This is a genomic window from Streptomyces sp. NPDC089919, from assembly GCF_040684615.1.
In the GTDB taxonomy this organism is placed as follows: Bacteria; Actinomycetota; Actinomycetes; order Streptomycetales; family Streptomycetaceae; genus Streptomyces.
Window position 1 is genome coordinate 1 of sequence record NZ_JBFBGK010000070.1, and the last position, 12,372, is coordinate 12,372.

11 protein-coding genes and 1 pseudogene are annotated in these 12,372 nt (G+C 71.2%); 8 read left to right on the plus strand and 4 right to left on the minus strand.

From position 1 onward, the window contains the following. Positions 1-99: 99 nt before the first annotated feature. Complete coding sequence (locus AB0O40_RS25010) at positions 100-3,204, minus strand: BTAD domain-containing putative transcriptional regulator (RefSeq protein WP_365045819.1); 3,105 nt, start codon at positions 3,202-3,204, stop codon at positions 100-102. Between the two features lie 283 nt (positions 3,205-3,487). After that, a complete protein-coding gene (locus AB0O40_RS25015; RefSeq protein ID WP_365045822.1) occupies positions 3,488-4,168 on the minus strand; it encodes a DUF5324 family protein in 681 nt (226 codons plus the stop codon). 184 nt (positions 4,169-4,352) lie between these two features. On the opposite strand from AB0O40_RS25015, the gene AB0O40_RS25020 reads away from it, so the two are divergent. Together AB0O40_RS25020 and AB0O40_RS25025 are read left to right on the plus strand one after the other, a co-directional pair. Further along, on the plus strand, positions 4,353-4,880 hold the full coding sequence (locus AB0O40_RS25020) for a peptidylprolyl isomerase (RefSeq protein ID WP_365045825.1): 528 nt from the start codon (positions 4,353-4,355) through the stop codon (positions 4,878-4,880). Between the two features lie 26 nt (positions 4,881-4,906). After that, on the plus strand, positions 4,907-5,788 hold the full coding sequence (locus tag AB0O40_RS25025) for a rhomboid family intramembrane serine protease (RefSeq protein ID WP_365045828.1): 882 nt from the start codon (positions 4,907-4,909) through the stop codon (positions 5,786-5,788). A 188-nt stretch (positions 5,789-5,976) separates the two neighbouring features. On the opposite strand, the gene crgA is transcribed toward AB0O40_RS25025, so the two are convergent. Continuing rightward, on the minus strand, positions 5,977-6,234 hold the full coding sequence (crgA, locus tag AB0O40_RS25030) for a cell division protein CrgA (protein ID WP_365045831.1): 258 nt from the start codon (positions 6,232-6,234) through the stop codon (positions 5,977-5,979). Between the two features lie 90 nt (positions 6,235-6,324). On the opposite strand from crgA, the gene AB0O40_RS25035 reads away from it, so the two are divergent. From AB0O40_RS25035 to AB0O40_RS25060, 6 genes and pseudogenes are all read left to right on the plus strand, one after another. Further along, entirely contained in the window at positions 6,325-7,065 is a 741-nt protein-coding gene (locus AB0O40_RS25035) for a DUF881 domain-containing protein (protein WP_365045834.1), read from the plus strand. Beyond that, positions 7,046-7,744 carry a class E sortase gene (locus AB0O40_RS25040; RefSeq protein WP_365045837.1) on the plus strand — a complete coding sequence of 233 codons (699 nt, stop codon included), beginning with the start codon at positions 7,046-7,048 and terminating at the stop codon, positions 7,742-7,744. The genes AB0O40_RS25035 and AB0O40_RS25040 overlap by 20 nt, the downstream gene beginning before the upstream one ends. A 32-nt stretch (positions 7,745-7,776) precedes the next feature. Beyond that, on the plus strand, positions 7,777-7,953 hold the full coding sequence (locus AB0O40_RS25045) for a hypothetical protein (protein ID WP_365045840.1): 177 nt from the start codon (positions 7,777-7,779) through the stop codon (positions 7,951-7,953). Further along, entirely contained in the window at positions 7,950-8,588 is a 639-nt protein-coding gene (locus tag AB0O40_RS25050) for an aminodeoxychorismate/anthranilate synthase component II (RefSeq protein WP_365045843.1), read from the plus strand. The genes AB0O40_RS25045 and AB0O40_RS25050 overlap by 4 nt, the downstream gene beginning before the upstream one ends. A 98-nt stretch (positions 8,589-8,686) precedes the next feature. Next, positions 8,687-9,367 (plus strand): annotated as a pseudogene (locus AB0O40_RS25055) (class E sortase); the annotation flags it as partial. 52 nt (positions 9,368-9,419) lie between these two features. Beyond that, positions 9,420-10,109 carry a class E sortase gene (locus AB0O40_RS25060; RefSeq protein ID WP_365045846.1) on the plus strand — a complete coding sequence of 230 codons (690 nt, stop codon included), beginning with the start codon at positions 9,420-9,422 and terminating at the stop codon, positions 10,107-10,109. A gap of 94 nt (positions 10,110-10,203) precedes the next feature. Here the strand turns inward: AB0O40_RS25060 and pknB are convergent, their stop codons facing one another. Then, entirely contained in the window at positions 10,204-12,213 is a 2,010-nt protein-coding gene (gene pknB / locus AB0O40_RS25065; RefSeq protein ID WP_365045849.1) for a Stk1 family PASTA domain-containing Ser/Thr kinase, read from the minus strand. Between the last annotated feature and the right edge of the window lie 159 nt (positions 12,214-12,372).

The following is a 12,372-nucleotide window of genomic DNA, read 5'->3' on the forward strand; positions in this document are numbered from 1 at the left end:
CTCACGCGACTCCGCCTACCAGCTCGACATGTGGCTCGAGCCTCTTGCGGCACTCCCGGACGCGCGCCCCCTGGTCCTGCTGCGCGAACTGCACCGGGCTCACAGCGGTTGGCGGGCTTCTTCCGGTACGCCCATCTCCTCGAAGAGCCGCACCGCGCGGGCACGGCACTCCTCGGCTCTGGCCGCGTCGCCCAGAGCTGCCGAAACCCGCGCGATGCCCGCCAGGGAACGGGCCTTCTCGATGCCGTACTCCGCTGCCATGGCGCGGTCGAGCGCACTCTCGTAGAACTCCAGGGCACGTGCGAGGTCGCCACGCTGCATGTGTACGCCACCCAGGAGCCGTTCCACGAGCATGTGGCGGACGGAGCGCTGCCGGCTCAGCAGTTCCAGCGCCTGTTCCTCGCACCGGACAGCCTGGTCCACTTGTCCGAAGTGCTGCCGTACCGCGGCCATCAGGGCCAGGGACAGCGCGAAGTTGTCAGGGCGCCGGGACTCGTCGAAGAGGGTGAGCGCCTGGGTGAGGTACTTCTCGGCCTCGCCCGGGGCACCGCGTTCCAGATGTGCACCCGCCAGGCAGTTCAGTGCGGAGACTTCGCTGTCCGCGCTGCCGAGCTGCCGGGAGCGGGCGAGGGCCCGTTCGGCCGCCGACACCGCCTCGGGCAGCCTCCCGAGGTAGGAGTACGTGCTGCAGAGCGAGCACAGCACGTTGATCTCAAGCTGTACGACACCGGTCTCCTGGAGCACGGAGACGGCCAGCTCCTGGTAGCGCAGCCCTTCGGCCAGCTGTCCCAAGCAGCTGTGCAGCAGGCCGAGGGCTTCGAGGCAGGCGCCCTCGCCGCTCCGCTCGCCCGCGGCGCGGGCTTGTTCCAATGCCTCCTCGGAGAGGGGGATCGCATCCCTGAAACGCCCCAGTCTCCACAGCGCGGACACCTGGTTGGTGAGGGTCATCCGGAGCGCCACCGGGTCGTTCAGCCGGCGGGCAGCAGCAATGGCGATCTCGCCGATCTTCCGGTACCGCTCCATGTAACTGCGCATGTTGAGGAAGAACATGAGGTTCCGGCCCGTGTAGACGGCGTGCCGGGGCAGGCCCTGGGGAGTGGCCGAGCCGATCGCCGCGGCCAGTGCATCGGCCTCGTGGTCGAACCACGAGGCGGCCTGCTCGGCATCCTTCAGAGGCGGAAGCACCACGTCCCTGCTGGTCAGCCCAGTGTCGTACTGCAGTCGGCCGGGGAACAGCAGGGCACAGGCGGCATCGGACGCCGCGTAGAAGTAGTCCAGCAGCCGTTCCAGCGACTCCCGGTCCTCCGCCGCCGTCTCGGCGTTGCGCAGGCTCTGGGCGAAGCTGCGGACCAGGTCGTGGAAGGCGTAGAAGCCCAGCTCGTGCTGTTGCACCAGGTGCATGTCGAGCAGGTCCTCGAGCAGGTCCTCGGCGTCCCGCGGGTCCGTGCCCAGCAGCGCGCCGGCCGAGTAGACGTCGACCTCCGCGCCCGGATGCAGGCTCAGCAGCCGGAAGGCGCTGCGGTGCTCCTCGTCCATGGCCTGGTACGACAGGCGCAGGGTGGCGGCCACGCTCCGCTCCCCGGAGCTGAGCTCGTCCAGCAGCCGGGTCTCGTCCCGCAGCCGGTCCACCAGGTGCTGCACCGTCCAGCGGGAACGATTGCGCAGCCGGGCGGTGGCGATCCGCAGGGCCAGCGGCAGGTGCCCGCAGAGCACGGCCAGTTCGTCGGCGGCCGCCGGTTCCCGCTCGGTGCGCTCCCGGCCCAGGGTCTCGGTGATCAGGGCCCGGCTGTCGTCGGGGGACATCACCCCCAGCGAGATCCACTCCGCGCCGTCCAGCTCCACCAGCCGCGCCCGGCTGGTGACCAGGACCAGGCAGCCCGGCGAGGCGGGCAGCAGCGGGCGCACCTGGGCGGCGTCCGAGGCGTTGTCGAAGAGCAGCAGCAGCCGTCTGCCGACCAGGGTGGTGCGCCACAGCGCCGCCCGGCCGAAGGCGTCCTCGGGTATCTGGTCACCGGAGACACCGAGGGTGCGCAGCAGGCTGGCCAGGACCGCCCCCGGCTCCAGCGGGTGCTCGCCGGGGGTGTACCCGCGCAGGTCGATGTGGAGCTGGCCGTCCGGGTACTGCACCGCCAGCAGGTGGGAGGCCCGGACCGCGAGGGAGGTCTTGCCGGTGCCGCCCATGCCGTCGACGGCCAGGATCCGGGTACCGGCATCGGCCGCGTCGCCGGCCGTGGCCAGGAGGGCCTTCAGCTCCTGCTCGCGGCCGGTGAAGTCGGTGAGGTCGTACGGGAGGGTGCAGGGGACACCGGCGGTCCCGGATGTTTCACGTGAAACGACGGCGGGTGCCGCGGGTGCGGGGGGAGGCTCAACGGGCGTCCGGGGAGCGGGTGTCGGTGTGGGCGGTCGTGCGTGGGCAGCCTGCGCAGGCCGCGGTCCGGCCAGCTCGGGGCCGTCCCGCAGGATGGCCTCGTAGAGCCCGGACAGTGCCGGGCCCGGGTCCACCCCCAGCTCCTCGACCAGCAACTCCCGTACCCGGCCGAACTCTTCGAGCGCCTCGGCCTGCCGCCCCGAGCGGTACAGGGCCAGCATCAGGTGCCCGCGCAGGGTCTCCCGCAGCGGGTGCGCCGCCACTGACTCGCGTAGATCGCCGATCAGTTCGGCCGCCTGGCCGCGTTCCAGCAGCAGTTCGTAGAGCTGCTCCGCCGCCGCCATCCGGCGCTCTTCCAGGGCGGTGGACGCCGAGCCGATCACCGGGCCGCCGGCACCGGACAGCACGGGGCCCCGCCACAGCTCCAGTGCGGACCTCAACGCGGCCTCGGCGCGATCGGATTGCTCGGCGGCCAGTGCCTCGCGGGCGGCTTGGAGGTGGCGGGTGAAGAGGACCAGGTCGAGTTCGGTGCCCTCGGTGAGCACGGCGCGGTAGCCGGCCCCGTCGGTGACGAGCAGGGCCCGGCCGCCGGGGATGCGCTGGCGGAGGTCGGCGACGGCCTTGCGGATCTGGTGGGAGGCGGTGTCCGGGGGTTCGTCCTCCCAGGCGGCCTCGACCAGGCGGGGCACCGGGACGACCCGCCCCGGCTCGAGCAGCAGCGTGACCAGGACGCGTTCCTGGATCGGGCCGCCCAGCCGCAGTCTGCTGTCGTCCGCCCAGGCTTCCAGTGAACCCAGCACGTTGAACCGCACGCCGGGCCCGTCGCGCTCCGCCATGGTCCCCCACCTGTCGTCGCGTGCAAAACCCCAGGCGGGGGCCTGCCAGGGAAGAGAGTAAAGCTTTGGCCGGATGGGCGGTACTGGATGACTCCAGGCCAATCAGGTCGGGCCACACAGGGCTCGATATCGGCCAGATCGTTCCCGTACGAGCCCCCGGTGGGCGGGTGGGCCGGGCTGCCGGCGGATGCCCGGGCATGGGCCGGGGCCCGGATCCTCCATCAGGATCCGGGCCCCGGGGCTCGGGCGGGACGTGCGGCTCAGGGCACGTCGGGGTGCGGTGTCACTGCTCGTCGGACTCCGCGTGGGCGCCGTTCTGCGGGTTGCCCGAGGCGGCCGGACCGCTGCCGTCCACCGAGCCCAGGGCCGGGTCGGGGACCTCCGTGGCGGCCGGCGGCTCCACCAGCCAGTCCGGGTTCGACTGCTGGTCCCACCACCGCCAGGCGCAGAAGGCACCCCCGGCGAGCAGCCCGATCAGGGCGATGCCCTTGAAGGCGCGCGCCCCCTTGGACCGGCGCTCGTGCTTGCGCACCAGCTTCTCGATCTCCCGGGGGGAGACCTGGCCCTTCAGTGCGGCCAGCGCGGCGACCGAGCGGCTGGCGGCCTCGGCGGCCACCGGCCGGCTCGCGGCCATCGCGCTCTCGAAGCGGGGCGCGGTGTACTCCGCGGCCTGGTGCGCGGCCCGGCGGGTGCCGGCCACGGCCCGGGTCGCGGCCTGGTCCACCTGCGGTGGCAGCGCACCGCGGGCCTGCTGCATGCGGGGGTGGAGGTGCACGTCGTACTGGACGCGCGCCTGCTGGGCGGCGTCCGAGAGCAGCGGAGCCACCCGGACGCGCGCTTCCTGTGTGTAGTGCGCGGCGGCGTCCTTGGCGGTCCCTGCGTACGGCGCCACCACTTCCGCGGCGTGCCGCACGCTGTCCCTGGCCGAACTTCCGGCGGCGCGCACGCTGTCCATGCGGGTCACGAGATCCTCCTCCTCGGTGGCGGACACAGTTCACCTTTCCACCCTTTCCCGGATCATGCCCGCCATAGCGGCCCGCGTCATGCGCGCAGCGGCATCCGGGTGTCCGCTCCCGGCTTTTATCCACCCCTTGGCCCGACCGTGCGAGGATCGGAGGACGTCAGCGAGGACTATGGAAGGCAGATTCGTGGCCGAGAAGCTTTACGCCACCCTCAGGACCAACCGTGGCGACATCGAGATCCTGCTCCTTCCGGATTTCGCGCCCAAGACGGTCCGCAACTTCGTCGAGCTCGCCCAGGGCGAGCGGGAGTGGGTGAACCCGGAAACGGGCGCGAAGAGCACGGCCCCCCTCTATGACGGCACCGTCTTCCACCGCGTGATCAGCGGTTTCATGATCCAGGGCGGCGACCCGCTGGGCAACGGCACCGGCGGTCCCGGCTACACCTTCGCCGACGAGTTCCACCCGGACCTGAACTTCACCAAGCCCTACCTGCTGGCCATGGCCAACGCCGGCCCGGGGACCAACGGCTCCCAGTTCTTCATCACGGTCGCCCCCACCGCGTGGCTGACCCGCAAGCACAGCATCTTCGGCGAGGTCGTCGACGAGGCCAGCCGCAAGGTGGTCGACGCGATCGCGGGCAGCCAGACCAACCCGCGCACCGAGCGTCCCGTCGAGGACGTCGTGATCGAGTCGGTCGTCGTCGAGAAGCGCTGAGCCCGGAATCCGGAGGGGGACGACCGATGGACACCCAGCGGCTGCCGCACTGCTACCGCCATCCCGATCGCGAGACGGGGGTCCGCTGCACCCGCTGCGAGCGGCCGATCTGCCCGGAGTGCATGGTCGACGCCTCGGTCGGCTTCCAGTGCCCGGAGTGCGTGCGCACCGGCTCGGGCACCGGGCACCCGGCCGCGGCCAACCAGCCGCGCACGGTCGGCGGCGGCCCGGTGGCCACCGGCGACCGGGCCCTGGTCACGAAGATCCTCATCGGGCTGAACGTCGCGATGTTCATCGCGGTGTACGCGGCCGGGGGCGACGCCCTCGACAACGCCGTGGTCAACCGGCTGGCGATGCTCGGCCAGGCCGTCGAGTACTGGGGCGCGCCCTCCGAGGGCGTGGCGGCCGGTGAGTGGTACCGCCTGCTGACCTCGATGTTCCTGCACCAGCAGATCTGGCACATCGGCTTCAACATGCTCAGCCTGTGGTTCCTGGGCCCGCCGCTGGAGCAGGCCCTGGGCCGGGCCCGCTACCTGGCGCTCTACCTGATCTCCGGGCTGGCCGGCAGCGCGCTGGTCTACCTGCTGGTCGAGCCGAACGTCCAGACGCTCGGCGCCTCCGGCGCGATCTACGGCCTCTTCGGTGCCACCGCCGTCTTCATGCGGCGGATGCGCGCGGACATGCGGCCGGTGATCGCCCTGCTGGTGATCAACCTGGTGATCACCTTCGGCTGGGGCGGCATCTCCTGGCAGGCCCACATCGGCGGCCTGGTCGCCGGCGTGGTCATCGCCATAGGGATGGTGCACGCCCCCCGGCAGCACCGCGCGCTGGTCCAGTGGGGGAGCTGTGCACTGGTCCTTCTGGCCGTGTGCGTGACCGTGCTGCTGAGGACCGCCGCGCTCACCTGAGCAGGACTTGTCCACAGTCCGTGGTGGATCTTGTGCACCATGTGGAAAGTGCCCCGAGGACCAAGAAGACCCAGGTCGGCGGCCGGATCAATCACACCGGCGTCAACCTGGGTCCAAGTTATCCACAGATCTTCTGTCTTTTCCTCAGGTGTGGATAGCGCTGTGGATAACTCTGGTGAGAGCTTGACTTACTTCCACTGGGTGGATACGCCGAAGCCCGCCGCGATGAAGCCGAAACCGACCACGATGTTCCAGTTGCCCAGGGCCTCGACCGGCAGCCGGGTATCGGTCACGTAGAAGGTGACGATCCACGCCAGACCGATGAGGAACATGGCCAGCATCACCGGGGCGACCCAGCTGCGGTTGCCCAGCTTGATGACCTGCGCCTGCTTGGCGGCGGGCGGCGGCGTGTAGTCGGCCTTCTTGCGGATACGTGACTTCGGCACGAGGGTCTCTCCTGTCGATGCGCTGGGGACGAGCCTCCCCCGGGCGTCCGTTAGCGTAGTGGGTCAGGGGCGCTGAAGGAGAAGGGTACGTTGACCAATTCCCGGGGCCACAAGCCGGTCCGGCTGCTGACGGCGGCCGTCTTCGCCCTCGCCGGGCTGATCTTCGTCACCAGCTTCAACACGTCCAAGGGTACGAACATCCGCACGGACACCTCGCTGCTCAAGCTTTCGGACCTGATCCACGAGCGCAGCCAGGACAACGCGGACCTCGAAGAGCGCACCGCGACCGTCCGCCGCCAGGTCGACGCCCTCGCCGAGCGCGACGACGGCAGCACCTCCGCGGAGGACGCCAAGCTCCAGGCCCTCCAGCGGGCCGCCGGCACCGACCCGCTCTCCGGACCGGCCGTCACCGTCACCCTCAACGACGCCCCGCCCGGCGCCACCGCCCGCATCCCCAACGTCCCCGAGCCCCAGCCCAACGACCTGGTCATCCACCAGCAGGACCTCCAGGCCGTGGTGAACGCCCTGTGGCAGGGCGGCGCCAAGGGCATCCGGGTCATGGACCAGCGGCTGATCTCCACCAGCGCGGTGCGTTGCGTGGGCAACACCCTGATCCTCCAGGGCCGGGTCTACTCGCCCCCGTACAAGGTCACCGCCGTCGGCGAGGTCGGCGCCCTGCGCCGGGCGCTGACCGCCTCGCCCGCGATCCAGAACTACCAGCTCTACGTCAACGCCTACGGGCTGGGCTGGAAAGTCGAGGACCACAAGGCGCTGACTCTGGACGGCTATTCCGGCACAGTGGACCTCCACTATGCGAAGCCCGTGGCGTGACCTCGACGGACCGGCCGTCCTGCGGCTGACCATCAGGACGTTCAGCGAGCTGTGCCTGACCGTGGGCACCCTGATCGTCCTCTTCGTCGCATACCTGCTCTTCTGGACCGGGGTGAAGGCCGACCGGGCCATGGACGACGAGATCGACCGGCTCCGGGCCCGCTGGCGGGCCGCCCCGGCCGCGGCCCCCGCCCCCGCTCCGGAGACGGCGCCCGACACCCTCCCCGCCGGCCGCGCCTTCGCCGAGATCTACATCCCCCGGCTCGGCGCCGACTGGCGCAAACCCGTCCTCGAAGGCACCGGCACCGACGTCCTCAAGAGGGGCCTGGGGCACTACGCGGGCACCGCCCCGCCCGGCGGCACCGGCAACTTCGCCGTGGCCGGCCACCGCCGCACCTACGGCGACCCCCTCAAGGACTTCCCCCGGCTGCGGCCCGGCGACACCGTCCTGGTCGGTGACGGCCGCACCTGGTACACGTACACGATCCGGAACCGGCCGCTGCGCACCCTGCCGGACGACGTGCACGTCCTGGACCCCGTCCCGGCGAAGTCCGGCTTCACCGCACCGGGCCGCTACCTGACCCTCACCACCTGCGATCCCGAGTGGGGCCACAGCCACCGTCTCATCGTCTGGGCGGAACTCACCGACACCCGCTCCGCGGGGCACCCCAGCGCTTAATCTGTTCCCGGACACGGAACGGAAGGGACGGCATGTACGGCTGGATCTGGCGCCATCTGCCGGGAAACGCGTGGGTACGCGCGCTGATCTCCCTGGTCCTCGTCCTCGCGGTGGTCTTCGTGCTCTTCCAGTACGTCTTCCCCTGGGCCGAGCCGCTGCTCCCGTTCAACGATGTGACCGTCGACGAAGGATTGAGGACCACCGGGTGAGCGCGCGCATTCTGGTCGTGGACAACTACGACAGCTTCGTTTTCAACCTGGTCCAGTACCTGTACCAGCTCGGCGCCGAGTGCGAGGTGCTGCGCAACGACGAGGTCGCCCTCGGCCACGCCCAGGACGGCTTCGACGGCGTCCTGCTCTCCCCCGGCCCGGGCACCCCCGAGGAGGCCGGGGTCTGCGTGGACATGGTCCGGCACTGCGCCGACACCGGCGTCCCGGTCTTCGGCGTCTGCCTGGGCATGCAGTCCATGGCCGTCGCGTACGGCGGGGTGGTCGGCCGCGCTCCCGAGCTGCTGCACGGCAAGACCTCGCCGGTCAGCCACCAGGGCACCGGCGTCTTCCGGGGCCTGCCCTCGCCCTTCACCGCCACCCGCTACCACTCCCTCGCCGCCGAGCCGCAGACCCTCCCCGAGGTCCTGGAGGTCACCGCGCGCACCGAGGACGGGATCATCATGGGCCTGCGGCACCGCGAACACCTCGTCGAGGGCGTGCAGTTCCACCCCGAGTCGGTGCTCACCGAGTGGGGCCACCGGATGCTCGCCAACTGGCTCACCGACTGCGGGGACGCCGGCGCCGTCGAGCGGTCCGCGGGACTCGCCCCGGTGGTGGGCAAGGCCGTCGCATGACGGCCGTCGCGCCGCCCGTGCCCACCGGGGGCCGGGCCGCGCGGCGCAGGGCCGCGGAGGAAGCCGCCCGCCGGGAGCGCCGCAGGCGCCGGGGCGGCCCCCTGGTGGTGGCGAGCCGCGCGGCCGGGGAGCTGTTCATCACCCTCGGCGTGCTCATGCTGCTCTTCGTCACCTACCAGCTCTGGTACACCAACGTGCTGGCCGGGCGGCTGGCCGACGAGCGGGCCGGCAAGCTCCAGAAGGGCTGGGAGCAGGCCGGACCGGCCCCCGCCCCCACCGCCTTCGAACCCGGCCAGGGCTTCGCGATCATGTACATCCCGAAGCTGGACGTGGTCGTGCCGATCGCCCAGGGCACCGGCAAGCAGAAGGTGCTCGACAAGGGCATGGTCGGCCACTACTCCGACGGCCCGCTGGCCTCGGCCATGCCCGGCGACGAGCAGGGCAACTTCGCCCTCGCCGGCCACCGCAACACCCACGGCGAACCCTTCCGGTACATCAACCGGCTGGTCCCCGGCGACCCGATCGTCGTCGAGACCCGGGACGCCTACTACACGTACCGGATGACGAGCCTGCTGCCGCAGACCTCGCCCGCCAACGTCGCGGTGATCAAACCGGTGCCGGCCGGCTCCGGCTTCACCGGACCCGGCCGCTACATCACCCTGACCACCTGCACCCCCGAGTTCACCAGCACCTACCGGATGGTGGTCTGGGGCAAGATGGTCGACGAACGCCCGCGCAGCAAGGGCGTCCCGCCCGCGCTGGCCGGCCTCCGCTCCTAGACGGGCCCGGCCGTCCCCGACGGCCACGAGACGAACGAGGAAACCGAACGCGGTGTCACGAGCCCGGAACCGGATCGCCGGCGCGCTCAGCGTCCTCGGCGAACTGCTGATCACCACGGGCCTGGTGCTGGGCCTCTTCGTCGTCTACTCGCTGTGGTGGACCAACGTGCTGGCCGACCGCTCGGCCGCCGAGCGCGGCGACCAGGTCCGCAAGACCTGGCGCAGCACCCCCGCCGCGGCCGGCCCCGGCGCCCTCGACACCCGCGACGGCATCGGCTTCCTGCACGTCCCCGCCATGGGCGGCGGCGAGGTGCTGGTCAAGCGCGGCACCTCCGCCGACGTCCTCGACGACGGCGTGGCCGGCTACTACACGGACCCGGTCGCCTCCGCGCTGCCCTGGGACAAGAGCGGCAACTTCACCCTGGCCGCCCACCGCGACGGCCACGGCGCCCGCTTCCACAACATCCACAAGCTGCGCACCGGCGACGCGATCGTCTTCGAGACCCGCGACACCTGGTACGTCTACCGGGTCTACGCCGAGCTGAAGCAGACCTCGAAGTACGACACGGGCGTGCTGGCCGCGGTACCCGCCGAGTCCGGCAAGACCGTCCCCGGCCGCTACATCACGCTCACCACCTGCACGCCGATGTACACCTCGAAGTACCGCTACATCGTCTGGGGGCAGCTGCTGCGCACCGAAAAGGTCGACGCACGGCGCACCCTCCCCGCCGAACTGCGCTGACGGCCCCCGTCAGGGGCCCTGGACGGCCCGGAGAACGCCCAGGGGCCCCGGCAGGACCCGTGAGGGTCAGCCGGGGCCCCTGGGGCTCCTGAGGTCAGTGGCGGCGGCCGCTCAGGCCCCCGAAGATCCCGCCGTTGTTGTTCCCGCCCTGCTGCTGACCCCCGTCGACCGTGGTCACGTTCACCACGGTGCCGGCCGGGACCTGCTGGCCGGCCTGCGGGTCGGTCGTCAGGACCAGGGCGTTGTCGTCCTGCGGGCCCTGGAGGACCGTGCCGAAGGACAGGTTGTTCTGCTGGAGGATCGTCCGCGCCTCGGCGACGGTCTTGCCGAGCAGCGACGGCACCGGGACGTTCGACGACGCCCGGGCCTTGGCGATCTTCACGTTGACCGTGGAGCCGGGCTCGACCTCGGTGCCGGCCGTCAGGCTCTGCTCGATGATCGTGCCGGCCTCGGCGTCCGACTCGACCTCTTCCTTGGTGCCCAGCTGGAGGTCGGCGTCCGACAGGAGCTGCTTCGCGTCCGAGGGCTTCTTGCCCAGCAGGTCCGGGACCGTGGACTTCTGCGCTTCCTTGGCCACGGTCAGCGTGACCTTGGTGTTGGCCTCGACCGACGAGTCGCCCTTGGGGTCCTGCGCGATCACGGTGCCCGGCTTGCGGTCGGACTCCTCGTTCTTCCGCTCGACCTGGAGGCCCTTGTCCAGCATCGCCTGCTCGGCGTTGTCGAAGGACATGCCGGTCACGTCGGGGACGGAGACCTTCGGGGCGCCGGTGGAGATCACGACGCGGATCGTGTCGCCCTTGGACATGTCGGTGCCCTTGACCGGGTCCTGGCTGCACACCAGGCCCTTGGCCTGGTCCTTGCAGGTGTCTTCCTTGTCCTTGACCACTTCCAGGCCGACGTTGCTCGCGTTGGTGGTGGCGTCCGCGAGGGTCCGGCCGACCAGGTTCGGCGCGCTGACGTCGCCCGCGCCCGACCCGCCGACCAGCGCCTTGCCGATCAGGATCGCGCCGACCAGCACCAGCACCGCGGCCACGACCAGCAGGACCGTGGAGAGGCTGGACTTCTTCTGCCGCCGCCGCGGGCCCCGGTCCTCGTAGCCGTTCAGGTCGTACGCCCGGTCGCCCGGGGGCATCGGGGGCATCATCGCCGTCTGGCCCGGGTCGGTGGTGCGCAGCGCCGTGGTGGGCTGGTCCGGGTAGCCGTAGCCGTTCTGGTCGTAGCCGCCGTAGCCCACCGAGCCCATCGCGGCGGTGGCCGCGACCGGCTGCCCGTCGAGGCAGGCCTCGATGTCGGCGCGCATCTCGTCGGCCGACTGGTAGCGGTAGTCGGGGTCCTTGACCAGGGCCCGCAGGACGATGGCGTCCATCTCGGGCGTGATCTCGGGGTCGAAGTTGCTCGGCGGCTGCGGCTCCTCGCGGACGTGCTGGTACGCCACGGCCACCGGGGAGTCGCCGACGAACGGCGGCCGCACGGTCAGCAGCTCGTACAGCAGGCAGCCGGTGGAGTAGAGGTCGGAGCGCGCGTCCACCTGCTCGCCCTTGGCCTGCTCCGGGGAGAGGTACTGGGCGGTGCCGATGACGGCCGCGGTCTGCGTCATGGTCATGCCGGAGTCGCCCATCGCGCGGGCGATGCCGAAGTCCATGACCTTGACCTGGCCGGTGCGCGTCAGCATGACGTTCGCCGGCTTGATGTCGCGGTGCACGATGCCGGCCCGGTGCGAGTACTCCAGGGCCTGCAGGATGCCGACGGTCATCTCGAGGGTGCGCTCGGGCAGCAGCTTGCGCCCGGAGTGCAGCAGCTCACGCAGCGTGGAACCGTCGACGTACTCCATCACGATGTACGGGATGGAGATGTTGTCGACGTAGTCCTCGCCGGTGTCGTAGACGGCGACGATCGCCGGGTGGTTGAGCGAGGCGGCGGACTGGGCCTCCCGGCGGAACCGGGCCTGGAAGGACGGGTCGCGGGCGAGGTCCGCCCGGAGCGTCTTCACGGCCACGGTGCGGCCGAGCCGGGTGTCCTGGGCGAGATAGACCTCGGCCATGCCACCACGGCCGAGCACCGAGCCCAGCTCGTACCGGCCGCCGAGGCGACGCGGCTCTTCCATAGCTACTACCAGCCCTCTCCGTCAGTCCCGACCGCACCCGTGTGTGGTCCGGCGGTGTGCTGTTCGCGCAAAGGCTACCGGCCGCGGCCGGGGAAGCCGCCCGCAGCGGCAGGCCGATACCCGACCGGTACCGTCCGCACCGCCCGGCCCGGTGGGTGA